Annotated in this window: 27 protein-coding genes; 17 read left to right on the top strand and 10 right to left on the bottom strand. The window is 60.2% G+C overall.

Features of this window, described 5'->3' with window-relative positions; translation table 11 throughout:
- Positions 1 to 130: 130 nt before the first annotated feature.
- A complete protein-coding gene (locus AC1D2P_RS14325; RefSeq protein WP_046029741.1) occupies positions 131 to 751 on the top strand; it encodes a C40 family peptidase in 621 nt (206 codons plus the stop codon).
- A 65-nt stretch (positions 752 to 816) separates the two neighbouring features.
- Here the strand turns inward: AC1D2P_RS14325 and AC1D2P_RS14320 are convergent, their stop codons facing one another.
- The gene (locus AC1D2P_RS14320) at positions 817 to 1,851 is read right to left on the bottom strand and encodes a type IV pilus twitching motility protein PilT (protein ID WP_046029740.1); all 1,035 of its coding nucleotides are present in this window, start codon (positions 1,849 to 1,851) and stop codon (positions 817 to 819) included.
- A gap of 57 nt (positions 1,852 to 1,908) precedes the next feature.
- Here AC1D2P_RS14320 and AC1D2P_RS14315 point away from each other — a divergent pair, with 57 nt between their 5' ends.
- From AC1D2P_RS14315 to AC1D2P_RS14270, 10 genes are all read left to right on the top strand, one after another.
- Positions 1,909 to 2,595 carry a YggS family pyridoxal phosphate-dependent enzyme gene (locus AC1D2P_RS14315; protein ID WP_046029739.1) on the top strand — a complete coding sequence of 229 codons (687 nt, stop codon included), beginning with the start codon at positions 1,909 to 1,911 and terminating at the stop codon, positions 2,593 to 2,595.
- A 36-nt stretch (positions 2,596 to 2,631) separates the two neighbouring features.
- On the top strand, positions 2,632 to 3,450 hold the full coding sequence (gene proC / locus AC1D2P_RS14310) for a pyrroline-5-carboxylate reductase (protein WP_109785626.1): 819 nt from the start codon (positions 2,632 to 2,634) through the stop codon (positions 3,448 to 3,450).
- 24 nt (positions 3,451 to 3,474) lie between these two features.
- Positions 3,475 to 4,062: a YggT family protein gene (locus AC1D2P_RS14305; protein WP_046029737.1), complete on the top strand. Its 588-nt coding sequence runs from the start codon at positions 3,475 to 3,477 to the stop codon at positions 4,060 to 4,062.
- On the top strand, positions 4,062 to 4,352 hold the full coding sequence (locus AC1D2P_RS14300; protein ID WP_109785627.1) for a DUF167 domain-containing protein: 291 nt from the start codon (positions 4,062 to 4,064) through the stop codon (positions 4,350 to 4,352). Before AC1D2P_RS14305 ends, AC1D2P_RS14300 begins: the two co-directional genes overlap by 1 nt.
- Before the next feature lie 178 nt (positions 4,353 to 4,530).
- Positions 4,531 to 5,670 carry a homoserine O-succinyltransferase MetX gene (metX, locus tag AC1D2P_RS14295; RefSeq protein WP_109785628.1) on the top strand — a complete coding sequence of 380 codons (1,140 nt, stop codon included), beginning with the start codon at positions 4,531 to 4,533 and terminating at the stop codon, positions 5,668 to 5,670.
- 7 nt (positions 5,671 to 5,677) lie between these two features.
- Positions 5,678 to 6,298, top strand: coding sequence for a methionine biosynthesis protein MetW (metW, locus tag AC1D2P_RS14290; protein ID WP_046029734.1), 621 nt, complete (start codon positions 5,678 to 5,680; stop codon positions 6,296 to 6,298).
- Between the two features lie 26 nt (positions 6,299 to 6,324).
- The gene (locus AC1D2P_RS14285) at positions 6,325 to 6,759 is read left to right on the top strand and encodes a DUF4426 domain-containing protein (RefSeq protein WP_109785629.1); all 435 of its coding nucleotides are present in this window, start codon (positions 6,325 to 6,327) and stop codon (positions 6,757 to 6,759) included.
- Entirely contained in the window at positions 6,756 to 7,352 is a 597-nt protein-coding gene (gene rdgB, locus AC1D2P_RS14280) for an RdgB/HAM1 family non-canonical purine NTP pyrophosphatase (RefSeq protein WP_109785630.1), read from the top strand. Before AC1D2P_RS14285 ends, rdgB begins: the two co-directional genes overlap by 4 nt.
- Entirely contained in the window at positions 7,349 to 8,554 is a 1,206-nt protein-coding gene (hemW, locus tag AC1D2P_RS14275; protein WP_109785631.1) for a radical SAM family heme chaperone HemW, read from the top strand. Before rdgB ends, hemW begins: the two co-directional genes overlap by 4 nt.
- 22 nt (positions 8,555 to 8,576) lie before the next feature.
- Positions 8,577 to 8,900, top strand: a complete 324-nt coding sequence (locus AC1D2P_RS14270; protein WP_046029728.1) for a DUF3392 domain-containing protein — start codon at positions 8,577 to 8,579, stop codon at positions 8,898 to 8,900.
- 12 nt (positions 8,901 to 8,912) lie between these two features.
- Here the strand turns inward: AC1D2P_RS14270 and AC1D2P_RS14265 are convergent, their stop codons facing one another.
- The 5 genes from AC1D2P_RS14265 to AC1D2P_RS14245 form a co-directional block, all read right to left on the bottom strand.
- Complete coding sequence (locus AC1D2P_RS14265) at positions 8,913 to 9,704, bottom strand: hypothetical protein (RefSeq protein WP_046029726.1); 792 nt, start codon at positions 9,702 to 9,704, stop codon at positions 8,913 to 8,915.
- 176 nt (positions 9,705 to 9,880) lie between these two features.
- On the bottom strand, positions 9,881 to 10,606 hold the full coding sequence (trmB, locus tag AC1D2P_RS14260) for a tRNA (guanosine(46)-N7)-methyltransferase TrmB (protein ID WP_046029724.1): 726 nt from the start codon (positions 10,604 to 10,606) through the stop codon (positions 9,881 to 9,883).
- A gap of 9 nt (positions 10,607 to 10,615) precedes the next feature.
- Positions 10,616 to 11,410 carry a thiazole synthase gene (locus AC1D2P_RS14255; protein WP_109785632.1) on the bottom strand — a complete coding sequence of 265 codons (795 nt, stop codon included), beginning with the start codon at positions 11,408 to 11,410 and terminating at the stop codon, positions 10,616 to 10,618.
- A gap of 62 nt (positions 11,411 to 11,472) precedes the next feature.
- On the bottom strand, positions 11,473 to 11,673 hold the full coding sequence (gene thiS, locus AC1D2P_RS14250; RefSeq protein WP_175648963.1) for a sulfur carrier protein ThiS: 201 nt from the start codon (positions 11,671 to 11,673) through the stop codon (positions 11,473 to 11,475).
- Between the two features lie 90 nt (positions 11,674 to 11,763).
- The gene (locus AC1D2P_RS14245) at positions 11,764 to 12,135 is read right to left on the bottom strand and encodes a DUF423 domain-containing protein (RefSeq protein WP_046029720.1); all 372 of its coding nucleotides are present in this window, start codon (positions 12,133 to 12,135) and stop codon (positions 11,764 to 11,766) included.
- A 74-nt stretch (positions 12,136 to 12,209) separates the two neighbouring features.
- Here AC1D2P_RS14245 and mtgA point away from each other — a divergent pair, with 74 nt between their 5' ends.
- Positions 12,210 to 12,932 carry a monofunctional biosynthetic peptidoglycan transglycosylase gene (gene mtgA / locus AC1D2P_RS14240; protein ID WP_109785633.1) on the top strand — a complete coding sequence of 241 codons (723 nt, stop codon included), beginning with the start codon at positions 12,210 to 12,212 and terminating at the stop codon, positions 12,930 to 12,932.
- A gap of 84 nt (positions 12,933 to 13,016) precedes the next feature.
- On the opposite strand, the gene rpoH is transcribed toward mtgA, so the two are convergent.
- The 4 genes from rpoH to ftsY form a co-directional block, all read right to left on the bottom strand.
- Positions 13,017 to 13,871, bottom strand: coding sequence for an RNA polymerase sigma factor RpoH (gene rpoH, locus AC1D2P_RS14235; RefSeq protein ID WP_007897890.1), 855 nt, complete (start codon positions 13,869 to 13,871; stop codon positions 13,017 to 13,019).
- 112 nt (positions 13,872 to 13,983) lie between these two features.
- Positions 13,984 to 15,006 (bottom strand): permease-like cell division protein FtsX, encoded by a 1,023-nt coding sequence (gene ftsX, locus AC1D2P_RS14230; protein WP_046029714.1) that lies wholly within the window; start codon positions 15,004 to 15,006, stop codon positions 13,984 to 13,986.
- Entirely contained in the window at positions 15,003 to 15,674 is a 672-nt protein-coding gene (gene ftsE / locus AC1D2P_RS14225) for a cell division ATP-binding protein FtsE (protein ID WP_008026149.1), read from the bottom strand. Before ftsE ends, ftsX begins: the two co-directional genes overlap by 4 nt.
- On the bottom strand, positions 15,671 to 17,191 hold the full coding sequence (ftsY, locus tag AC1D2P_RS14220; RefSeq protein WP_109785634.1) for a signal recognition particle-docking protein FtsY: 1,521 nt from the start codon (positions 17,189 to 17,191) through the stop codon (positions 15,671 to 15,673). The genes ftsE and ftsY overlap by 4 nt, the downstream gene beginning before the upstream one ends.
- Positions 17,192 to 17,535: 344 nt before the next feature.
- On the opposite strand from ftsY, the gene AC1D2P_RS14215 reads away from it, so the two are divergent.
- The 5 genes from AC1D2P_RS14215 to AC1D2P_RS14195 are packed head-to-tail and all read left to right on the top strand — an operon-like array spanning position 17,536 to position 22,882.
- Complete coding sequence (locus tag AC1D2P_RS14215) at positions 17,536 to 18,891, top strand: M16 family metallopeptidase (RefSeq protein WP_109785635.1); 1,356 nt, start codon at positions 17,536 to 17,538, stop codon at positions 18,889 to 18,891.
- Positions 18,884 to 20,374 (top strand): M16 family metallopeptidase, encoded by a 1,491-nt coding sequence (locus tag AC1D2P_RS14210; RefSeq protein ID WP_109785636.1) that lies wholly within the window; start codon positions 18,884 to 18,886, stop codon positions 20,372 to 20,374. Before AC1D2P_RS14215 ends, AC1D2P_RS14210 begins: the two co-directional genes overlap by 8 nt.
- Positions 20,374 to 20,985 (top strand): 16S rRNA (guanine(966)-N(2))-methyltransferase RsmD, encoded by a 612-nt coding sequence (gene rsmD, locus AC1D2P_RS14205; RefSeq protein ID WP_046029702.1) that lies wholly within the window; start codon positions 20,374 to 20,376, stop codon positions 20,983 to 20,985. The genes AC1D2P_RS14210 and rsmD overlap by 1 nt, the downstream gene beginning before the upstream one ends.
- A 55-nt stretch (positions 20,986 to 21,040) precedes the next feature.
- The gene (locus AC1D2P_RS14200) at positions 21,041 to 22,039 is read left to right on the top strand and encodes a hydrolase (RefSeq protein ID WP_109785637.1); all 999 of its coding nucleotides are present in this window, start codon (positions 21,041 to 21,043) and stop codon (positions 22,037 to 22,039) included.
- Between the two features lie 3 nt (positions 22,040 to 22,042).
- Positions 22,043 to 22,882, top strand: a complete 840-nt coding sequence (locus AC1D2P_RS14195) for an AraC family transcriptional regulator (RefSeq protein ID WP_109785638.1) — start codon at positions 22,043 to 22,045, stop codon at positions 22,880 to 22,882.
- Positions 22,883 to 22,916 lie beyond the last annotated feature (34 nt).

Genomic DNA, 22,916 nt, shown 5'->3' with positions numbered 1-22,916 from the left:
CTGTCCGACAATTGCGTCAATCTGCCGCTTGTTTGGTTCAAATGGCCACCAGGTTGAATCGACCAACGGCCTCGGAAGGGTAAAAAAAGCTGTTATAAAGTTGCGCGTTCACCCATTCGAGCCCTGCCTAATGCGTCCATTTTTCAAGACATGGCTAACCATTTGCCTTTTGATGCCACTGGCCGCCCACGCCACCAATCGTGAGCAACGTCTTCCAAACGTTAATGGTTACACCCCAAAATCCCATGCTTCTGCTCCTTCGAACAAAAGCAAACAAACTGCAAAACTGTCGAGCGAACCGAGCAACGCCAACAGCAAACTTGTACCGCCGATGGCGAGCAAGGAAAGCAGCAATGTGCTGAGCCGCGCCGTCAACGTCCTCGGTACTCCCTACCGTTGGGGCGGCAGTAGCCCAAGTAAAGGGTTCGATTGCAGTGGCCTGGTGAAATACGCGTTCAACGACGCTACGTTTGACCTGCCGCGCACTTCCAATGCCATGGCCAGCGGTCATGGCGAGAAAGTCGATCGCGACGAACTGAAGCCCGGCGACCTGATTTTCTTCAACATCAAAAGCCGTCGAGTCAATCACGTTGCCATCTACCTGGGCAATGACCGCTTCATCCACGCGCCCCGCCGTGGCAAGTCGGTGAGCATCGATACGCTGAAGAAACCGTACTGGGAAAAACACTACGTGGTTGCCAAGCGGGTTCTGCCAAAAGAACCGAATCAGATGCGCGTCGTACAGCGCTGATGAAATCCCGGGCCTGACCCGGGATGATCACTCCCACGCTCTGTGTGGGAGCGATCACCTCCTCCTCAGAAGTTATCCGGCGACCGCGCCTTATCCCGCGCATGCTCGCGACTGATCAAGCCCTTGGTCACCAACTCCTTCAAGCACATATCCAGCGTCTGCATCCCCAGCGATCCTCCCGTCTGAATCGATGAGTACATCTGCGCCACCTTGTCCTCGCGGATCAGGTTACGGATCGCCGACGTACCCAACATGATCTCGTGCGCCGCAATCCGCCCGCCGCCGATCTTCTTCACCAGTGTCTGCGACACCACCGCCAGCAACGATTCCGACAGCATCGACCGCACCATCGACTTCTCATCCCCCGGAAACACATCCACCACCCGGTCGATGGTTTTCGCCGCTGACGTGGTGTGCAGCGTGCCAAACACCAGATGCCCGGTCTCGGCAGCGGTCAGCGCCAGGCGAATGGTCTCCAGGTCCCGCATCTCCCCTACCAGAATCACGTCCGGGTCTTCGCGCAGGGCCGAGCGCAGGGCCGTGGCAAAGCTGCGCGTATCGCGATGCACCTCGCGCTGGTTGATCAGGCATTTGCGCGATTCGTGGACAAACTCGATCGGGTCTTCGATGGTGAGGATGTGGTGATGGCGATGGCTGTTCAGGTAGTCGATCATCGCCGCCAACGTGGTGGACTTGCCGGAACCGGTCGGCCCGGTGACCAGCACCAGCCCGCGCGGCGCATCGGTGATCTTGCGAAACACCTCGCCCATGCCGAGGTCGTCCATGCTCAGAACCTTCGATGGAATGGTCCTGAACACCGCCCCGGCGCCACGGTTCTGGTTAAACGCGTTCACCCGAAAACGCGCCACACCAGGCACTTCGAATGAGAAATCGGTTTCCAGGTGTTTCTCGAAGTCCACCCGCTGGGTGTCGTTCATGATGTCGTGGATCAGTTCCTGTACCTGTTTGTGATCCAGGGCCGGCAGGTTGATGCGCCGTACATCGCCGTCGACACGGATCATCGGGGGCAGGCCAGCTGACAAGTGCAGGTCGGATGCGCCCTGTTTAGCGCTGAAAGCCAGCAGCTCAGTGATATCCATAGCGCTCCTCAATTCCAGTAGAATGCCGCGAACCTTCAGACCGCTGGCGCACATTGAATGTCCACGATAGCAGACAACATTGCTCAGGTTAGTTCACGCATCCGCGCCGCCGCCCTGGCTGCCGGGCGCGATGAGCACAGCGTTCAACTGCTGGCCGTGAGCAAGACCAAACCCGCCGAAGCCGTGCGTGAAGCCTATGCCGCCGGCCTGCGCGACGTTGGCGAGAATTACCTGCAGGAAGCCTTGGGCAAACAGCTCGAACTGGCCGACCTGCCCTTGATCTGGCACTTCATCGGCCCCATTCAATCGAACAAGACTCGCGCTATCGCCGAGCACTTCGACTGGGTGCACTCCGTGGATCGCTTGAAAATCGCACAACGCCTGTCCGAACAACGCCCTGCCGATTTGCCGCCACTGAACATCTGCATCCAGGTCAACGTCAGCGGTGAAGCCAGCAAATCCGGCTGCACCCCGGCCGACCTGCCGGCCTTGGCCAATGCCATCAACGCCTTGCCTCGCATAAAGCTGCGCGGGCTGATGGCAATTCCCGAGCCGACTGAAGATCGCGCCGCCCAGGATGCCGCTTTTGCTGCCGTGCAGCACTTGCAAGCCAGCCTGAACCTGCCGCTCGACACACTTTCCATGGGCATGAGCCACGACCTTGAGTCGGCCATTGCCATGGGCGCCACCTGGGTCCGCGTTGGTACGGCCCTGTTCGGCGCCCGCGACTACGGCCAGCCTTGAAACCCTGGCTGACACCACTCTTTATAAGGACCTGACATGAGCAAAACCCGTATTGCCTTTATCGGTGCCGGCAACATGGCCGCCAGCCTGATCGGCGGCCTGCGCGCCAAAGGTCTGGACGCTGCGCAGATCCGCGCCAGCGATCCCGGTGCCGAAACCCGCGCCAAGGTCGCTGCCGAACACGGCATCGAAGTATTCGCCGACAATGCCGACGCCATTCAAGACGCCGACGTGGTCGTCCTGGCGGTCAAACCTCAGGCGATGAAAGCCGTGTGCGAAGCGATTCGCCCAAGCCTGAAGCCCAATCAACTGGTGGTGTCGATTGCCGCTGGCATCACCTGCGCCAGCATGAACAACTGGCTCGGCGCCCAGCCGATCGTGCGCTGCATGCCTAATACCCCGGCGCTGCTGCGTCAGGGCGTGAGTGGTTTGTTCGCCACGGCCCAAGTGAACGCCGATCAACGCCAGCAAGCCCAAGAGTTGCTGTCGGCTGTCGGCATTGCCCTGTGGCTCAACGAAGAACAGCAACTGGACGCCGTCACTGCGGTGTCCGGCTCCGGCCCGGCGTACTTTTTCCTGCTGATCGAAGCCATGACCGCCACGGGCGTGAAGCTAGGCCTGCCAGCAGACATCGCCGCACAACTCACCCTGCAAACCGCGCTGGGCGCCGCGCACATGGCGGTCGCCAGCGATGTCGATGCCGCCGAACTGCGTCGTCGTGTAACGTCGCCTGCGGGCACCACGGAAGCTGCGATCAAGTCGTTCCAGGCCGGCGGCTTCGAAGCCCTGGTCGAAACGGCACTCGGCGCCGCCGCGCATCGCTCGGCCGAAATGGCTGAGCAACTTGGTCGCTAATCAGCTCTTACAAAGGATTCAATAATGCTAGGACTCAATGACGCTGCCGTTTTCATCATTAAAACCTTGGGCAGCCTGTACCTGCTGATCGTGCTGCTGCGCTTCATCCTGCAACTGGTCCGGGCGAATTTTTACAACCCGCTCTGCCAGTTCATCGTCAAAGCCACCCAACCGCTGCTCAAGCCACTGCGCCGGGTGATCCCGAGCATGTTCGGGCTGGACATGTCGTCGCTGGTGCTGGCGCTGATCCTGCAGATGCTGCTGATGGCGGTCATCCTCACGCTCAAAGGCTTCGACGTTGACTGGCTGCTGTTGGTGCCATGGTCGATCATTGCGCTGTTCTCGCTGTTCTTGAATGTGCTGTTCTACGCCATGATCATCAGCGTGATTCTGTCCTGGGTCGCCCCGGGCAGCCACAATCCGGGGGCTGAGTTGGTCGGCCAGATCACTGAGCCGGTACTCGCGCCGTTCCGCCGCATCATTCCGAACCTGGGCGGCCTCGATATTTCGCCGATCTTCGCGTTCATCGCGATCCAGCTGCTGCAAAGCTGGCTGATCCCGCGCCTTGCGTTCTATGCGTTCATGCCGCAGGGCCTGCTTGGCCTGATCTGATGAGCTACTACCGCTGGGACGGTGACGACCTGATTCTGGAGTGTCACCTGCAACCGGCCGCCCGCAGCGATGATTTCTGCGGGCTGCATGGGGATCGCCTGAAAATCCGCCTGACCGCACCACCGGTCGAAGGCAAGGCAAATGCTTACCTGATGGCGTTTCTGGCCAAGGCGTTTGGGGTCTCCAAGAGCCAGGTGAGTTTGATCAGCGGTGAGCTGAACCGGCAGAAACGGGTGCGGATCTGTTCGCCGAAGAAGCTGCCGGAGTTGCCCGGATTGGCCCGACCTTGATCGTTCCCACGCTCCGCGTGGGAATGCAGCCTGTGACGCTCCGCGTCACCGCCGAAGCAGACGCGGAGCGTCCATTGAGGCATTCCCACGCAGAGCGTGGGAACGATCATGGGTAGTCGCTTGCTGCTAGGGGCAGCGGTCTTTAGACTTACGCCTCATTTCAACGAGAGCAGGGTCGATGCCAACTGCCTTTCCCCCCGATTCTGTTGGTCTGGTGACGCCGCAAGTGGCGCACTTCAGCGAACCCCTGGCCCTGGCCTGCGGGCGTTCGCTTCCAGCCTATGACCTGATCTACGAAACCTACGGCACGCTGAATGCCACGGCGAGCAACGCCGTGCTGATTTGCCATGCGTTGTCCGGTCATCACCACGCTGCCGGTTTTCACAGCCCCGACGACCGTAAACCCGGTTGGTGGGACAGCTGCATCGGGCCCGGCAAGCCGATCGACACCACCAAATTCTTCGTGGTCAGCCTGAACAACCTTGGTGGTTGCAACGGTTCCACAGGCCCGAGCAGCATCAACCCGGACACCGGCAAGCCCTTCGGCGCCGATTTCCCGGTGCTGACCGTGGAAGACTGGGTGCACAGCCAGGCGCGTCTGGCCGACCGCCTCGGCATCGGCCAATGGGCAGCAGTGATCGGTGGCAGCCTTGGCGGCATGCAGGCTATGCAATGGAGCATCACTTACCCCGACCGCATTCGTCACTGCCTGGCTATCGCCTCGGCCCCCAAGCTATCGGCGCAGAACATCGCGTTCAACGAAGTGGCGCGCCAGGCCATCCTCACCGACCCCGAATTCCACGGCGGTTCGTTCCAGGAAGCCGGCGTGATTCCCAAGCGCGGTCTGATGCTGGCCCGGATGGTCGGGCACATCACCTACCTGTCCGATGATTCGATGGGCGAAAAATTCGGCCGTGGCCTGAAAAGCGAAAAGCTCAACTACGATTTTCACAGCGTGGAATTCCAGGTCGAAAGTTACCTGCGCTATCAGGGCGAAGAGTTCTCCGGGCGCTTCGACGCCAACACCTACCTGCTGATGACCAAGGCGCTGGACTACTTCGACCCGGCAGCGAACTTTGATGATGACCTGGCGAAAACCTTCGCCAATGCCCAGGCCAAGTTCTGCGTGATGTCGTTCACCACCGACTGGCGCTTCTCCCCTGCCCGCTCGCGGGAACTGGTGGACGCGCTGATGGCCGCGAAAAAAGACGTCTGCTACCTCGAGATCGACGCCCCGCAAGGCCACGACGCCTTCCTGATTCCGATCCCGCGCTACCTGCAAGCCTTCAGCAACTACATGAACCGCATTTCGCTTTGAGGAAGACATGAGAGCCGATCTGGAAATCATCCAGGAATGGATCCCCGCCGGCAGCCGCGTGCTCGACCTCGGCTGCGGCGATGGCGAACTGCTGACCTGGCTGCGCGACCACAAGCAAGTCACCGGCTATGGCCTGGAAAACGACCCGGACAATATCGCCGAGTGCGTGGCCAAAGGCATCAACGTCATCGAGCAGGACCTGGACAAGGGCCTGGGCAACTTTGCCAGCAACAGCTTCGACATCGTGGTCATGACCCAGGCGCTGCAAGCCGTGCATTACCCGGACAAGATCCTCGACGAAATGCTGCGCGTTGGGCGCCAGTGCATCATCACTTTCCCCAACTTCGGTCACTGGCGCTGCCGCTGGTACCTGGCGAGCAAGGGCCGGATGCCGGTCTCCGAGTTTCTGCCGTACACCTGGTACAACACGCCGAACATCCACTTCTGCACCTTCGAAGACTTTGAGGCGTTGTGTCGCGAACGTGAAGCCAAGGTCATTGATCGGCTTGCCGTGGATCAACAGCATCGGCACGGGTGGGCCAGTAAGCTATGGCCTAATCTGTTAGGTGAGATCGGTATTTACCGCGTCAGCAGCCCCGGGCTGCAGGATCACAAGGTCGCTGTCTGAACCACGACATTCCAAGGAGAACGAATATGGGTCGTCTAGCGCTGTTTCTACTCACTGCCTGCCTGAGCGTCACGGCCATGGCCGCGGACGCCATCAAGGGCGATCGCCAGGAAACCTTTGGCGACGTGACGGTGCACTACAACACCTTCAACTCCACATTCCTGACACCGGACATCGCCAAATCGGCGGAGTTGATCCGCAGCAAGAACCAGGGCGTGATCAATGTTGCCGTGATCAAGGAAGGCAAGCCGCTGGTGGCGCAGGTGAGCGGCACGGTCAAAGACCTGACCAGCCAGAGCGTGCCCCTGCAATTCAAACAAATCACCGAACAAGGTGCGATCTACTACATCGCGCAATACCCGGTGGATCAGCAGGAAGTCCGCACCTTCGAAATCAAGGTGCAGAACGGTGACAAAATCAACACCATCAATTTCAACCAAGAGCTATTCCCCGGCGAATGATCAACTTCACGCAACTCGTATTGGCCAGCCATAACGCCGGCAAACTCAAGGAACTCCAGGCCATGCTCGGCGACTCGGTGCAACTGCGCTCGATCGGCGAGTTCAGCAGCGTCGAACCTGAAGAAACCGGCCTGTCGTTCGTCGAGAACGCCATCCTCAAGGCCCGCAACGCCGCGCGCATCTCCGGCCTGCCGGCGCTCGCCGACGACTCTGGGCTGGCAGTGGATTTCCTCGGCGGTGCGCCGGGTATCTATTCGGCTCGTTATGCCGATGGCAAGGGCGATGCGGCGAACAACGCCAAGCTGCTCGACGTCTTGAAAGACGTGCCCGAGGCCGAGCGCGGCGCGCAGTTTGTCTGTGTATTGGCACTGGTGCGTCACGCCGATGATCCGTTGCCGATCCTCTGCGAAGGCCTGTGGCACGGGCGCATCCTGACGGCGGCCAGCGGTGAACACGGTTTCGGCTATGACCCGCTGTTCTGGGTGCCGGAGCGCGATTGCTCCAGCGCCGAACTGAGCCCGAGCGACAAGAACCAGATCAGTCACCGCGCCCGTGCAATGGATCTGCTGCGCCAGCGTCTGGGCTTGAAATGACCCGTGAATCATCCGCGTCGCCGCTGATCTTCGGCGGTGACGCCCAATCGCCACGGGCGGCACTGCCCGTGCTGCCGCCCTTGGCGCTGTACATCCACATTCCGTGGTGTGTGCGCAAATGCCCTTATTGCGACTTCAACTCCCATACCGCCAGCCCGGTGCTGCCGGAAGAAGAGTACGTCGATGCGCTGCTGGCTGACCTCGATGAAGACTTGCACGCGGTTTACGGCCGCGAACTGAGTTCGATCTTCTTCGGTGGCGGCACGCCAAGCCTGTTCAGCGCCGAAGCCTTGGGCCGATTGCTCAAAGGCGTGGAACAACGCATCCCGTTTGCGCATGACATCGAAATCACCCTGGAAGCCAATCCGGGAACGTTCGAGCAAGACAAGTTCGTGGCGTACCGGAAACTGGGGATCAATCGCCTGTCGATCGGCATCCAGAGTTTTCAGGAAGAGAAACTCAAGGCCCTGGGGCGGATTCACAACGGCGACGAAGCGGTACGCGCCGCTGGCATGGCCCGTCAGGCCGGGTTCGATAACTTCAACCTGGACTTGATGCACGGCCTGCCCGATCAGTCCCTGGAAGATGCCCTGAACGACCTGCGTACCGCCATCGCCCTGAAACCGACTCATTTATCCTGGTATCAGCTGACGCTGGAGCCGAACACGGTGTTCTGGAACCAGCCACCGACACTGCCGGAAGACGACACCCTGTGGGACATTCAGGAAGCGGGTCAGGCGCTGCTCGCCGAACACGGTTACGCGCAATACGAAGTGTCGGCGTATGCCCAGCCGGGTCGCCCGGCGCGGCATAACCTCAATTACTGGAGCTTTGGCGACTTCATCGGTATTGGCGCGGGCGCCCACGGCAAGCTCAGCCATCCGCACGGGCGCATCGTGCGCACCTGGAAGACACGCTTGCCCAAGGATTACCTCAATCCGGCCAAAAGCTTCAAGGCGGGCGAGAAGGCGCTGACTAACGATGAGATGCCGTTCGAGTTCCTGATGAACGCGTTGCGCCTGACCGAGGGCGTCGAATCGCGACTGTATCCGGAGCGCACCGGGCTGAGCCTGGAAAGCCTTGCCGAACACCGTCGCGAAGCCGAACAAAGTGGCTTGTTGCAGGTCGAACCGTCACGTCTGGCGGCCACGACGCGCGGACAACTGTTTCTCAATGACTTGTTGCAGACATTTCTGAGCTGATTTCAGCCTTAAGGGAAAACGAATGGATTTGATACTCGACCTGCTCGCCACCGTGTCCCGCTGGAGCCGCAGCAACCTGTCGGAAATCGCCTTGGCCTTGGTGGGCTGTCTGCTGGTGCTGTTTGGTTCGGACTTCAAAGGTTGGGTCGAGCAACGGCTGGGCAGCATTGCCGGCGCCTTGCGCGTGCCACTGATGGCCCTGCTGTGCATGATCGGCAGCGGCGCCGCGCTGATTTACGCGACGCCATGGATCGTTCGCGGCTTGAGCCAGTTCAACAACTACAGCCTGGCCCCCGTGTTGCTGGTGGTGCTGGTGCTGATTGGTGTCGTGGCTGACCGCCGCTGACGTCAACGCCTTCTATTTAGCCTCTGCCGCCATGACTGCGTTGCGCATCATGGCGCTCAGCCCCAGAAAGTCTTTGCAGCCCAATGCCTCGGCTTTATCCAGATAGACAATATTCTGGCTATCGGGACGGTCATTTTTGTTCACGCGTGTCAGCGCCAGAATGTAATTGGCCTCGGCGCGATATTGCGCTTCTGTCAGCAGCAACGCGGCGGCGCGGGCCTGCATAGCCTCCATGATGCCTTGCTGGGGCAATGGTGCATTCACGTCCTGGAAACATAGGGAACGCGTGGCCATCAACGGATAGCCGCCGCCCTTTATGTCGGGTTTCTGAAGCAACTGCTCCAGTGTTTGCAAGTATTTCAGGTGATCGGCGTTGTGCAGATCAAACCTTTCGTATGCCCGATCGCACACGTTGTAATAGCCAATGGCGGCTGCCAACAAGCCTTGGTCCATGGCTTTTTGGTAAAGGCCGCAGGCCTCTTTCGGCGACTGCCCGGAATACATCGGATTGCTTTGCAGGTTAGCCAGAAAGTACGTCGCGAGCGTGTGCCCGCCATCAGATGCGCGCTTGAGATTATCTGCGAGTACTTCGAGGGTACTTTCTGCATTCTCCAACTGCTCGGGCCTGTTGGTCAGATCGAGCTGTCCTGCCGCCTCCAGCCTGATTATTTCATCGGCGTTACGCTGCAGATCCGCGGCCGCTTTCTGGGCGCGCGCAAAATACTCATCGGGGGTTACGGCGGGGCCGCAGGCTGTCGAGGCCAACAGGCTCAAAAGCAACGTGCAGGCGAAGAGGGCTTTCAAACCTGTCTTCCTTTACAAGTGGGGGCGTAGAGTTGTCGGCGGATCGCCACTGAACTTGAACACCACACACAACGACGGTGGGAGCCACCCGGTTTGCGAAGGCCTGACAATCAACGAAGTGTTGAATGTCATGAAGCTTTCGCGAGCAGGCTCGCACACAGTTTGTTGCGTAAGGCTTAGGACTGTTTCTCGAACTTCAGGTCCCACACGCCGTGCCCAAGCCGTTCGCCGCGGCGTTCGAACTTGGTGATCGGACGCTCGGCCGGGCGCGGAACGCACTTGCCGTCTTCGGCGAGGTTGCGATAACCCGGCGCGACGTTCATCACTTCCAGCATGTACTCGGCGTACGGCTCCCAATCGGTAGCCATGTGCAGCACACCGCCCACCTTCAGCTTGCTGCGTACCAGTTCAGCGAACGAAGCCTGAACGATACGACGCTTGTGGTGACGGCTCTTGTGCCACGGGTCCGGGAAAAACAGCATCAGGCGATCGAGGCTGTTGTCGGCGATGCAGCGATTGAGCACTTCAATCGCGTCGCAATCGTAGACCCGCAGGTTGGTCAGGCCCTGAGTCAGCACGCCATTGAGCAGCGCACCCACACCCGGACGGTGAACTTCCACGCCAATGAAATCCTGCTCCGGCGAGGCAGCAGCCATTTCCAGCAGCGAATGGCCCATGCCGAAACCGATTTCCAGCGAGCGCGGCGCCGAACGGCCGAACACTTGATCGAAGTCCACCGGCGCATCGGCCAACGGCAAGACAAACAGCGGCGTGCCCTGCTCCAGGCCTTTTTGCTGGCCTTCGGTCATGCGCCCGGCGCGCATCACAAAACTCTTGATGCGGCGGTGTTGGCGCTCTTCGCCTTCTTCCGTCTGGATTGGCGTGTCGTTTGATTCAGTCATCAATGGCTCTTACTTGATCAGACCATCCAGCGGCGAGGAGGCGCTGGCATAGAGTTTTTTCGGCATGCGGCCGGCGAGGTAGGCCAAACGACCTGCAACGATGGCGTGTTTCATGGCTTCAGCCATCATGACCGGCTGCTGGGCATGGGCGATGGCCGAGTTCATCAGCACGGCTTCGCAACCCAGTTCCATGGCGATGGTGGCGTCGGACGCGGTACCGACACCGGCATCCACCAGCACCGGGATCTTGGCTTCTTCGAGGATGATCTGCAGGTTGTACGGGTTGCAGATCCCAAGGCCTGTGCCGATCAGGCCGGCCAGCGGCATGACCGCGATGCAGCCGATTTCCGCCAATTGACGGGCGATGATCGGGTCATCGCTGGTGTACACCATCACGTCGAAGCCTTCCTTGACCAGCACTTCGGCGGCCTTGAGGGTTTCGATCACGTTGGGGAACAGGGTTTTCTGGTCCGCCAGCACCTCCAGCTTCACCAGATTGTGCCCGCCAAGCAGTTCACGAGCCAGGCGGCAGGTGCGCACGGCCTCGACAGCGTCGAAGCAACCGGCGGTGTTCGGCAGGAAGGTGTAGCGATCCGGCGACAGGACATCGAGCAGGTTCGGCTCGCCTTCGTTCTGGCCCAGATTGGTGCGGCGCACGGCGAAGGTGACGATTTCGGCACCCGAGGCTTCGATAGCCTGGCGGGTTTCTTCCATGTCACGGTACTTGCCAGTACCGACCAGCAAACGCGACTGGTAAGTACGACCGGCCAGGACGAAAGGCTTGTCGCTACGAACGATGCTCATGGGAAATCCTCTGTAGGGGTGAGGTTCTTGCAGAATTCTTGCCCTTTCGGACTGGGCGCAGACTAGCCGCCGCCGATGGCGTGAACGACTTCGACGCTGTCGCCGTCGTTCAGTGCAGTGCCGGCATGCTGACTGCGCGGGACGATATCCAGATTGAGTTCGACCGCTACCCGGCGTCCGGTCAGTTCCAGACGGGTCAGCAGGGCCGCAACGGTTTCACCGTCGGGCAGTTCAAGGGATTCGCCGTTCAACTGAATGCGCATACCGAATGCCGTCATCATTTTTAGGGGCTGGCATTCTAGCCCGATCAGTCTTGGTGACCCAAGCCATTCGTCATGAAATGGACCACCCGGTCAGCTCAACCGCCAGGCGGCAAGCCCCAGGCACGCCCAGCCCACCAGGAATGCGAGCCCGCCGAAGGGCGTAATGATTCCGAGCTTGCTGACACCGGTCAGGGTAAGCAGGTACAGGCTGCCGGAAAACAGCAGGATACCGATGGCAAACGACGCGCCCGCCCAGGTGATCAGTCGCCCCTGAATTTGCGTAGCCAGTAACGCAATGCCTAGCAACGCCAGGGTGTGCACCAATTGGTAAGTGACGCCGGTGTGGAATATCGCCAGATACTCGGGGGTCAGACGGTTTTTCAAGCCGTGGGCGGCGAACGCGCCCAAGGCAACGCCGGTGAAGCCGAAGAAAGCGGCCAGCATCAGAAAGCCACGCAGCATTAAGAACTCCAGTCAGACTCGATCAACAGGGTCTGTATAATGGCCCGCTCAACGGGTTCGGCCAAGCCATCTCTATGCTGCGTATCTATTTCCGTCGTTTCACGAAGGCCGTGCTCTGGTTCATGGGCGGCAGCGTATTGCTGGTGTTGATCTTCCGCGTGGTCCCGCCACCGGGGACTGCGCTGATGGTCGAGCGCAAGATCGAATCCTGGTTCGACGGCGAGCCCATTGACCTGCAACGCACCTGGAAGCCGTGGGATGAAATCTCCGACGACCTTAAAGTCGCGGTGATTGCCGGCGAAGACCAAAAATTCCCGGAACACTGGGGGTTTGATCTCGGTGCGATTCAGGCAGCACTGGCTCACAACGAACTCGGTGGCTCGATTCGAGGCGCCAGCACCTTGAGCCAGCAAGTCTCGAAGAATCTGTTTCTCTGGTCCGGCCGTAGCTGGCTGCGCAAAGGCCTGGAAGCCTGGTTTACCGGATTGATCGAGGTGTTGTGGCCCAAGCAGCGGATTCTTGAGGTGTACCTCAACAGTGTGGAATGGGATGACGGGGTATTTGGCGCAGAGGCGGCAGCCAGACACCACTTTGGTGTGAGCGCCAAAGGCCTCAGTCGCCAACAATCGAGCTTGTTGGCCGCCGTACTGCCAAACCCGCGTGTCTGGAGTGCAAGCCATCCCACCTCTTATGTGGCGCGGCGAGCCGGCTGGATTCGCAAACAGATGAGTCAGCTGGGTGGCGACAGTTATCTGGTGGGTCTCAATGATTCGCGCCGAGCGCCTTGGGCCGAATAGCACCGGCTCCCACAGGGTTCAGCAGGCCACAAACAAAAACGCCCCGATCAATGATCGGGGCGTTTTTTATTGCCTTCGCGCCGGTTATGCCGCAATCGACAACTTGAGCTTGTTCATCGCGCTCTTCTCGAGCTGACGGATACGCTCGGCCGACACGTTGTACTTCTGCGCCAGGTCGTGCAGCGTGGCTTTTTCTTCCGCCAGCCAGCGCTGGTAGAGGATGTCGCGGCTGCGGTCGTCCAGCACTTCCAGCGCTTCGTGCAGGTTGTGGTTGGAGTTGTCGCTCCAATCGGCATCTTCCAGTTGACGGGCCGGGTCGTACCGGTGGTCTTCCAGGTAGTTGGCCGGCGACTGGAAAGCGCTGTCGTCGTCCGCTTCCGCGGCCGGGTCGAAGGCCATGTCATGGCCGGTCAGGCGACTTTCCATCTCGCGCACTTCCCGAGGCTCTACACCGAGGCTTTCCGCCACCCGATGGACTTCCTCGTTGTTCAGCCACGCCAGGCGCTTCTTCTGGCTGCGCAGGTTGAAGAACAACTTGCGCTGGGCCTTGGTGGTCGCGACTTTCACAATGCGCCAGTTGCGCAGGATGAACTCGTGGATTTCCGCCTTGATCCAGTGCACAGCAAACGAAACCAGACGCACACCCATTTCCGGGTTGAAGCGCTTGACCGCCTTCATCAGCCCGACGTTGCCTTCCTGGATCAGGTCAGCCTGAGCCAGACCGTAGCCGGAATAGCTACGGGCGATATGTACGACAAAACGCAGGTGGGCGAGCACCATCTGCCGAGCCGCCCCCAAATCCTGCTCATAATAGAGACTCTCGGCCAGTTCACGCTCCTGCTCCGGCGTCAGCAATGGAATGCTGTTGACGGTGTGCACATAGGCCTCCAGGTTCGCACCCGGGACCAGAGCATATGCAGGTTGCAAAGAATTGGTCATACGAAAAAACCTCCCACTTACAAACTCGTGCAGTTCAGCACTGCGAAAATTGACCGGAAACCGAAAAACAAGTTCCCATAAACGCTGAAAGGTCAATACGAGCAAAATGATACTACTTAGGCGCAAGCTCCCTCAGGTGGCGTGCGACTGCAATCCATGCACCGATATACCCCAACAGCACCGCGCCAAGCAAGAGAGACAGACCGTCGGCAACTGGCACTCCGGCCAGCGCGAAATCACTGCCGTATAAACCGGCCAGCCCTACCACCGCGTCGTTGAGCCAGTTCAGGCCAAACGCCAGTACGCCCCAAGACAGAATCCCCGCACCGAAGCCATAAAGCGCACCCATATATAGAAAGGGCCTGCGCACATAGCTGTCAGTGCCGCCGACGAGTTTAATCACTTCTATCTCTGTGCGGCGGTTTTCAATATGAAGACGAATGGTATTGCCTATCACCAAAAGTAATGCAGAAACCAGCAGCACGGTCAGACCAAAGACAAAACGGTCGCCCAGCTTGAGGATCGCGGCCAGACGCTCGACCCAGACTAGATCAAGTTGTGCCTGTTGTACCTTCGGCAACTCGGAAAGTTTTTGTCGTAATGCTTCAAGCGCCGGCTTGTCGACTTCCTTCGGAGTGACCAGAACCACGCCGGGTAGCGGGTTTTCCGGCAATTCCTTCAGCGCCTCACCCAAGCCAGATTGCTGCTGAAACTCTTCCAGCGCCTGGTCGCGCCCCACGTACTCGGCATCAGCGACACCGGGCATCCCCTTGATTTGCTCGCGCAGCGATTCGCCCTGCTCAGGGCTGGCTTCCAGTTGCAGGTACAGGGAAATCTGCGCTGCACGCTGCCAGGACCCGCCCAGACGCTCGACGTTACTTAGCAAAAGTGACAGGCCCATGGGCAGGCTCAGCGCAACGGCCATCACCAGGCAAGTGAAAAAGCTGCCGATCGGCTGTTTGCCCAAACGACGCAAGCTGTCCAGCAGGCTGGCGCGATGGCTTTCGACCCAGGCCCGAAACAACGTCGGGAAATCCGGACCGTCGTCATCGTCGTGTTTTTTCTTCTGCGGTTGCGGTTCGGCAGCCTTCGGGGCTACACGTTCGGAAACTTTAGGGCTGCGTGTCGCACTCATTCGCCCGCCTCCCCATCGCCAATCAATCGGCCACGTTGCAGTGTGAGCATGCGGTGACGCATACGAGCGATCAGCGCCAGGTCGTGGCTGGCAATCAGCACACTGGTGCCCAAACGATTGATGTCTTCAAATACGCCCATGATTTCGGCAGCCAGGCGCGGGTCGAGGTTACCCGTCGGTTCGTCCGCCAGCAGCAAGGCCGGGCGATGAACGATGGCGCGGGCAATGCCGACGCGCTGTTGCTGCCCCGTCGACAGGTCGCCCGGGTACAAATCGGTCTTGTCCGAGAGCGCCACGCGCTCCAGGGCCGAATCCACGCGCTTGGCGATCTCGGCTTTGGACAGCCCGAGGATTTGCAATGGCAGTGCGACGTTGTTGAACACCGTGCGATCGAACAACAACTGGTGATTCTGGAACACCACGCCGATCTGTCGACGCAGGTAAGGAATCTGCGCATTGCTGATGGTGCCCAGGTCCTGGCCGGCCAACAGCAACTTGCCGGTGGTCGGACGCTCCATGGCCAGCAACAGGCGCAACAAGGTGCTTTTACCGGCGCCGGAATGGCCGGTTACAAACAAAAACTCGCCCCGACGGACTCGAAAGCTCAGCTCATGCAAGCCGACGTGTCCGTTCGGGTAGCGTTTACCGACCTGTTCGAAACGAATCATGAACGCTCCCGCTCGGCAAACAATGCCTGGACAAAGGGTTCAGCTTCAAAGGTACGCAAATCGTCGATGCCCTCACCGACGCCGATGTAGCGGATCGGCAGGCCGAACTGCTTGGCCAGGGCAAAAATCACCCCGCCCTTGGCGGTGCCATCGAGCTTGGTCAGCGCCAGGCCGGTCAGTTCGACGGTCTGGTTGAATTGTTTGGCCTGGTTGATAGCGTTCTGACCCGTACCGGCATCAAGCACCAACAGCACTTCGTGCGGCGCATCGGCATCGAGCTTGCTAATGACCCGGCGGACTTTCTTCAGCTCTTCCATCAAGTTGTCTTTGGTGTGCAATCGACCGGCGGTGTCGGCGATCAGCACGTCAATGCCACGGGCCTTGGCGGCCTGTACGGCATCGAAGATAACCGAAGCCGAGTCGGCACCGGTGTGCTGGGCGATGACCGGGATTTTGTTGCGCTCGCCCCAGACCTGCAACTGCTCGACCGCTGCCGCGCGGAAGGTGTCACCGGCGGCGAGCATGACTTTCTTGCCTTCGAGTTGCAGCTTCTTCGCCAGTTTGCCGATGGTGGTGGTCTTGCCGGCGCCGTTGACGCCTACCACCAGAATGACGAACGGCTTGTTCTGCGAGGTGATTTTCAGCGGCTGCTCGACCGGCTTGAGCATGGCGGCAAGCTCAGCCTGCAAGGATTTGTACAGTGCATCTGAATCGGCCAGCTCTTTGCGCGCAACCTTTTGGGTCAGGCGCTGGATGATCACGGAAGTGGCTTCGACGCCAACGTCGGCGGTCAGCAGACGGGTTTCGAGATCTTCCAGCAGCTCGTCATCGATGACCTTTTTGCCCAGAAACAAACTGGCCATGCCTTCGCCGATACTGGCGCTGGTCTTGGACAGACCCTGCTTGAGACGGGCGAAGAAGCCGGCTTTGGTTTCTTCTGTACGCGGCGGTTCGACAGGTGTTTCGACGACAGCGGCGACCGGTGCTGGCGCCTGCACAACCGGAGCAACCGGAGCAACCGGAGCAACCGGAGCAACCGGAGCAACCGGAGCAACGAAAGCAGGAATCACCGGCTCTGCAACAACCGGTTCAGGCTCGGCCACGACGGCTGGCGCGACGACCGGCTCAACCACCGAAACCTGAACGGGAGCAGGTGCAAACGCAGTCGGCGCGGGAATCGGCGGCGTAATGTGCGGCGCCAACTCATCTTCAACCAATGCCACCGGTTCCTCGGCCACCGGCAGCGTCAGCCAGGGTTCGGCAATCGGTGTCAGGGGCGCTTGGGTGACAACTTCAGCGACGAGATCGGGCTCGACCACCGGTTGCAGCACCGGTTCGGCGACGGGCAACACGATCGGCGCGAGTGTTTCTTCTATAACCGGCGCCGGCGTGGGCTCAGGAAGTGGTTGTGGCTGTTCGACGACGGGTTCCTGCGGCTTTTTGCGCAGCCATCCGAACAGGCTTTTCTTCTCGCCAGCCGCAGCTGGGGCTTTCTTGTCGTCGTTGGAACCAAACATGGAGGACGGCTATCTCACGGTAGCGACGCGCCAATGGCGCCCCGGCAAATAAATATTCGATGCAGAACAGACTGCGATTGACCCAGCTTGTTCACGCGCAACATTTTGTCGGGGTGCAAATCGCACCCCAAAGGTCGACTAATTCGAAGGACTGGAACGGCATCGTCGGCGAAAACGCAGAGTTTAGCTGACAAACTCAACGCTCGAGCCGAAAACCCAAACAACCTGCAGACCGATCAAAGGCCTGATAGGCGTGGCCGCCAGTAAAACGGACCGTTATCCTAGCACCCTCTCGCCCGCTGACGCTAAGACCAAGCGGGCAGCCCAACAGGTTTAAAAAACGAATGAATGCTCTAGCCCGCCGCGCTGCAGGCCTGCTGCTCAGCACAGTTTGTCTGCCACTGTCAGCCTTGGCTGCCGATCCACAACCCACCCACGAATTCACGCTCGACAACGGTCTGAAGGTGATCGTGCGCGAGGACCATCGTGCGCCGGTGGTGGTTTCCCAGATCTGGTACAAGGTCGGTTCCAGCTACGAAACACCGGGCCAGACCGGTCTGTCCCATGCCCTCGAACACATGATGTTCAAAGGCAGCGAGAAAATCGGCCCCGGCGAAGCTTCGTTGATCCTGCGCGACCTGGGCGCCGAAGAGAACGCGTTCACCAGCGACGATTTCACCGCGTACTACCAAGTGTTGGCCCGCGACCGCCTGGGCGTAGCCTTTGAACTGGAAGCGGACCGCATGGCCAGCCTGCGCCTGCCGTCTGACGAGTTCGCCCGGGAAATCGAAGTCATTAAAGAAGAACGTCGCCTGCGTACCGACGACAAGCCCATGTCCAAAGCCTACGAGCGCTTCAAGGCCATGGCTTACCCCGCCAGCGGTTACCACACGCCGACCATCGGCTGGATGGCTGACCTGGATCGCATGAAAGTCGAAGAACTGCGCCACTGGTACCAGTCCTGGTACGCCCCGAACAACGCCACGCTGGTGGTCGTCGGTGACGTGACTCCGGACGAGGTCAAAGCCCTGGCCCAGCGCTACTTTGGCCCGATCGCCAAGCGCGACGTGCCGCCGGCGAAAATCCCGCTGGAACTGGCCGAGCCGGGTGAACGCCTGATCACCCTGCATGTGCAAACCCAACTGCCGAGCCTGATGCTGGGCTTCAACGTACCGAGCATCGCTACCGCCGAAGACAAGCGTTCGGTGAACGCCTTGCGCCTGATCGCGGCCCTGCTCGATGGCGGCTACAGCGGTCGCATCCCGACCCAACTGGAACGCGGCGAAGAGCTGGTGTCCGGCGGTTCGTCGAGTTACGACGCCTACACGCGCGGCGACAGCCTGTTCACCTTGTCGGCCAGCCCCAACTCGCAAAAAAAGAAAACCATCGCCCAGGCCGAAGCCGGTCTGTGGAAGCTGCTGGAACAGCTGAAAACCACTGCGCCGTCCGCTGAAGAGCTGGAGCGCGTGCGGGCTCAGGTGATTGCCGGCCTGGTCTACGAACGTGATTCGATCACCAGCCAGGCCACGTCCATCGGTCAACTGGAAACCGTCGGCCTGTCATGGAAGTTGATGGACACCGAACTGGCCGACCTGGAAAGCGTAACGCCAGAAGACATCCAGAAAGCCGCCAAGCTGTATTTCACCCGCGAACGTCTCAGCGTCGCCCATGTCCTGCCACTGGAGACGACTCATGAGTGAGCGTAAAAAACCACGCCTGGCCCTGATCGGCCTGATCGCTGTCACCCTGATCGGCTCCGCGGCCTTCTACCTGAGCAGAAGCGGCGATTCCAAGGCCAGCGAAGCCCTGGACAAAGCCAAGTCCAGCCAGAAGTTGCAATCGCTGACTGAACTCGATGGCAAGGCACCGAGCCACCGCTCACTCGACGTCCAGACCTGGAACACCGCCGAAGGCGCCAAGGTGTTGTTCGTCGAAGCTCGCGAGCTGCCGATGTTCGACTTGCGCCTGATCTTCGCCGCCGGCAGCAGCCAGGACGGCAATGCACCGGGCCTGGCCCTGCTGACCAACGCGATGCTCAACGAAGGGATAGCCGGGAAAGATGTCGGCGCCATTGCGCAAGGCTTCGAAGGCCTGGGGGCGGACTTTGGCAACGGGGCGTTCAAAGACATGGCACTCGCGTCCTTGCGCAGCCTCAGTGCCAAGGACAAGCGCGAACCGGCACTGAAGCTGTTCGCTGAAGTGGTCGGCAAACCCACCTTCCCCGCCGGTTCCTTCGCACGCATCAAGAATCAGATGCTGGCCGGCTTCGAGTATCAGAAACAAAACCCCGGCAAACTGGCGAGTCTGGAGCTGATGAACCGCTTGTACGGTGAACATCCTTACGCGCACGCCAGTGACGGCACGGCGAAAACCGTTCCCGCCATCACGCAGGCTCAGCTGAAGGCGTTCCATGAGAAAGCCTACGCAGCGGGCAACGTGGTGATTGCGCTGGTGGGCGACCTGTCTCGCGCCGAGGCCGAAGCGATTGCCGCGCAAGTCTCCAGCGCGCTGCCAAAAGGCCCGGCACTTGCGAAAATCGCGCAGCCCGAAGAACCCAAAGCCAGCATTGGTCACATCGAGTTCCCGTCCAAGCAAACCAACCTGATGCTCGCGCAACTGGGCATCGACCGTGACGACCCGGACTACGCCGCTCTGTCGTTAGGCAACCAGATCCTTGGCGGCGGTGGTTTCGGCACCCGACTGATGAGCGAAGTCCGCGAGAAGCGTGGCCTGGCCTACGGCGTGTACTCGGGTTTCACCCCGATGCAGGCGCGCGGCCCGTTCATGATCAACCTGCAAACTCGCGCCGAGATGAGCGAAGGCACGCTGAAGCTGGTACAAGACGTGCTGGCCGACTACCTTAAAACCGGCCCGACCCAGAAAGAACTCGATGACGCCAAGCGTGAACTGGCCGGCAGCTTTCCGCTGTCCACCGCCAGCAACGCCGATATCGTCGGCCAGTTGGGCGCCATGGGGTTCTACAACCTGCCGCTCAGTTATCTGGATGATTTCATGCGTCAGTCCCAGAGCCTGACCATCGAACAGGTCAAGACTGCACTGAACAAACACCTGAGCACGGACAAAATGGTCATCGTCAGCGCTGGCCCGACCGTGCCACAAAAGCCGTTACCGGCCCCATCTGATAAACCTGCCGAGCAACCGCTCGGGGTTCCGGAGCATTAATGGCCACGCGTCCAAAAAAACCTGTTCATAACGTCCATAACGGCGTGAACCAACTGCGCATCATCGGGGGCGAATGGGGCAGCCGCAAACTGAGCTTCCCGGATGCCCCAGGCCTGCGTCCGACCCCGGACCGGGTGCGTGAAACCCTGTTCAACTGGCTCGCGCCTTATGTCCCGGGCGCCAAGGTGCTGGACCCGTTCGCCGGCAGCGGCGCACTGTTTCTAGAAGCCCTGTCCCGTGGCGCGGCCATGGGCCAGGCGCTGGACGCCAGCAACATTGCGGTTTCCAGCATCAAGGAACACTTGGGCACACTGCGCTGCACCACCGGCCACGTTCAGACTGCCGATGCCCTGCGCTATCTGGAAACCCAGACAGCGACTGCGTACGACCTGGTCTTCCTCGACCCGCCGTTCAACCAGGACCTGCTGCCTTCCGTTTGCACGCTGCTGGAAGAGCGTCAGTGGTTGGCCAACGAAGCCTGGATCTACACTGAAAGCGAAAACGCGCCGTCGTCCCTCGGTTTGCCAGGCAACTGGCGCCTGCACCGTGAACAGAAATCCGGGCGGGTCTACTACGCGTTGTGGCAACGTATGGCAGAGATCGCCGGTTAATCGACCGGCCTGAAAAGGTGCGCACACGTTGCGCACCGCTGCATCGAGAGTGATCGTGTCCCATCCGCCAGAACGCTTTACCCCCGCCTTGGGCCTGGGCAACCCGCACTTGCAAACCTTGTGGGGACCGCTTTGGCGCAAAACCACGCATATTGAACGCGAGCGTGAGCGCTTGTGGCTCGAAGACGGCGACTTCCTCGACCTCGACTGGCACGGCCCTCACAGCGCGACATCACCTTTGGTGCTGGTGTTGCACGGCCTGACGGGCTCATCGAACTCACCGTATGTGGCCGGCGTGCAAAAGGCACTCGCCACCCAAGGCTGGGCCAGTGTCGCGCTGAACTGGCGTGGCTGTTCCGGCGAGCCGAATCTGTTGGCGCGCAGCTACCATTCGGGTGCCAGTGAAGACCTCGCCGAAACCATCAGGCACCTGCGGGCCAAACGTCCGTTGGCGCCGCTGTACGCGGTCGGCTACTCCCTGGGCGGTAATGTCCTGCTTAAACATTTGGGCGAGTCCGGCAGTGACAGCGGCGTGGTCGGCGCAGTGGCGGTCTCGGTGCCGTTCCGTCTCGACCAATGTGCAGATCGCATCGGCCAGGGCTTTTCCAAGGTTTATCAGGCGCACTTCATGCGCGAAATGCTCGCCTACATCAAAAACAAACAGCGCCAGTTCCAGCATGACGGGCGCGAGGATGGCCTGGCGACGCTGGCCGCGTTGGGTTCGCTGGAGAACATGCGCACCTTCTGGGATTTCGATGGCCGGGTCACGGCGCCCTTGAACGGGTATATCGATGCCGAGGATTACTATCGCCGCGCCTCGAGCCGCTATTTCCTTGGGGAAATTCGCACACCGACCCTGATTATTCAGGCGGCCGACGATCCCTTTGTTTTCCCCCACAGCCTGCCCCACGCCGACGAACTGTCGGCCTGCACACTGCTCGAATTACAGGCCAAGGGCGGGCATGTTGGTTTCGTGGATGGTTCGTTCAGACAACCGGGTTATTACCTGGAACGGCGCATCCCGCAGTGGCTGGCCGCCGTGGGGCGCGAATAGGTCATGGACGCCGATCAGGGCGAGTCGATCCGCTTCTGGCAAACCGCGCCGCTGGCCGGGGTCGAGTTGTTGTCCGCGCGCTACATTGAGCACCGCTTCGCACCCCATGTGCATGAGGGTTATGTGATCGGCATGATCATGGCCGGCGCCCAGCGTTATCGCTATCGCGGAGCCGAACACCTGGCCGGCAGTGGCACGCTGGTATTGATCAACCCGGATGAACTGCACACCGGCCACAAAGGCACGGAGGATGGCTGGTTGTACCGGGCGTTTTATCCGGACAGTAGCCAGTTACTTTCGTTGCTGGCGGAGCTGGAATTGCCGACCCACCACTTGCCGGCATTCGGCGCCACGCTGTATCGCGACCCGGACCTGGTGAAGGGTTTCTGCCAGCTGCATTGTCTGCTGGAAAGTCCATCCACGGCCCTGCAACAGCAAACCGTCTGGCGAGAAATGATGCTGTTATTGCTGCAACGACACGCGGCCGTGCCGATTGCCGGCAAACCCGGCAATGAGCATCGAGCGGTGACGCGGGCCAAGGATTTGCTGCATTCGCAGTTGGCGGCACCACCGTCACTGGAGGAATTGGCGGCGGCGGTGAACCTTTCACCGTTTCACTTTGCCCGGGTGTTCCGCCGAGCCACCGGCATGCCGCCGCACACCTGGCTGATGCAACAACGCATCGCCCGGGCCAGGGCACTGTTACAAAACGGGTGTTTGCCGCTGGAAGTGGCCACGCAATTGGGATTTGCCGACCAGAGTCATCTGAGCCGGCAGTTCAAGCAGGTTTATGGGGTGGGGCCGGGGGCGTATCGCAGTGCCCGGCAATCGCTCGGGAAATGAGCATTACTGTCGGAGTGAGCCTGCTCGCGATAGC

The sequence above is a fragment of the Pseudomonas sp. P1_F1_2 genome (assembly GCF_056405815.1).
Note: the sequence above shows the minus strand (reverse complement) of the source record. Positions and strands in the feature narration are given on the sequence as shown.

Coding starts and splice junctions, on each gene's coding strand:
- AC1D2P_RS14215 (WP_109785635.1), top strand. CDS start 17,536: ATGAATGCTCTAGCCCGCCGCGCTGCAGGCCTGCTGCTCAGCACAGTT.
- AC1D2P_RS14270 (WP_046029728.1), top strand. CDS start 8,577: ATGGATTTGATACTCGACCTGCTCGCCACCGTGTCCCGCTGGAGCCGC.
- mtgA (WP_109785633.1), top strand. CDS start 12,210: ATGCTGCGTATCTATTTCCGTCGTTTCACGAAGGCCGTGCTCTGGTTC.
- AC1D2P_RS14315 (WP_046029739.1), top strand. CDS start 1,909: ATGTCCACGATAGCAGACAACATTGCTCAGGTTAGTTCACGCATCCGC.
- rdgB (WP_109785630.1), top strand. CDS start 6,756: ATGATCAACTTCACGCAACTCGTATTGGCCAGCCATAACGCCGGCAAA.
- AC1D2P_RS14300 (WP_109785627.1), top strand. CDS start 4,062: ATGAGCTACTACCGCTGGGACGGTGACGACCTGATTCTGGAGTGTCAC.
- ftsX (WP_046029714.1), bottom strand. CDS start 15,006: ATGAGTGCGACACGCAGCCCTAAAGTTTCCGAACGTGTAGCCCCGAAG.
- AC1D2P_RS14320 (WP_046029740.1), bottom strand. CDS start 1,851: ATGGATATCACTGAGCTGCTGGCTTTCAGCGCTAAACAGGGCGCATCC.
- metX (WP_109785628.1), top strand. CDS start 4,531: ATGCCAACTGCCTTTCCCCCCGATTCTGTTGGTCTGGTGACGCCGCAA.
- ftsY (WP_109785634.1), bottom strand. CDS start 17,191: ATGTTTGGTTCCAACGACGACAAGAAAGCCCCAGCTGCGGCTGGCGAG.
- rsmD (WP_046029702.1), top strand. CDS start 20,374: ATGGCCACGCGTCCAAAAAAACCTGTTCATAACGTCCATAACGGCGTG.
- ftsE (WP_008026149.1), bottom strand. CDS start 15,674: ATGATTCGTTTCGAACAGGTCGGTAAACGCTACCCGAACGGACACGTC.
- proC (WP_109785626.1), top strand. CDS start 2,632: ATGAGCAAAACCCGTATTGCCTTTATCGGTGCCGGCAACATGGCCGCC.
- thiS (WP_175648963.1), bottom strand. CDS start 11,673: ATGCGCATTCAGTTGAACGGCGAATCCCTTGAACTGCCCGACGGTGAA.
- AC1D2P_RS14285 (WP_109785629.1), top strand. CDS start 6,325: ATGGGTCGTCTAGCGCTGTTTCTACTCACTGCCTGCCTGAGCGTCACG.
- AC1D2P_RS14255 (WP_109785632.1), bottom strand. CDS start 11,410: ATGAGCATCGTTCGTAGCGACAAGCCTTTCGTCCTGGCCGGTCGTACT.
- AC1D2P_RS14195 (WP_109785638.1), top strand. CDS start 22,043: ATGGACGCCGATCAGGGCGAGTCGATCCGCTTCTGGCAAACCGCGCCG.
- AC1D2P_RS14325 (WP_046029741.1), top strand. CDS start 131: ATGCGTCCATTTTTCAAGACATGGCTAACCATTTGCCTTTTGATGCCA.
- AC1D2P_RS14245 (WP_046029720.1), bottom strand. CDS start 12,135: ATGCTGCGTGGCTTTCTGATGCTGGCCGCTTTCTTCGGCTTCACCGGC.
- metW (WP_046029734.1), top strand. CDS start 5,678: ATGAGAGCCGATCTGGAAATCATCCAGGAATGGATCCCCGCCGGCAGC.
- rpoH (WP_007897890.1), bottom strand. CDS start 13,871: ATGACCAATTCTTTGCAACCTGCATATGCTCTGGTCCCGGGTGCGAAC.
- AC1D2P_RS14305 (WP_046029737.1), top strand. CDS start 3,475: ATGCTAGGACTCAATGACGCTGCCGTTTTCATCATTAAAACCTTGGGC.
- trmB (WP_046029724.1), bottom strand. CDS start 10,606: ATGACTGAATCAAACGACACGCCAATCCAGACGGAAGAAGGCGAAGAG.
- hemW (WP_109785631.1), top strand. CDS start 7,349: ATGACCCGTGAATCATCCGCGTCGCCGCTGATCTTCGGCGGTGACGCC.
- AC1D2P_RS14210 (WP_109785636.1), top strand. CDS start 18,884: ATGAGTGAGCGTAAAAAACCACGCCTGGCCCTGATCGGCCTGATCGCT.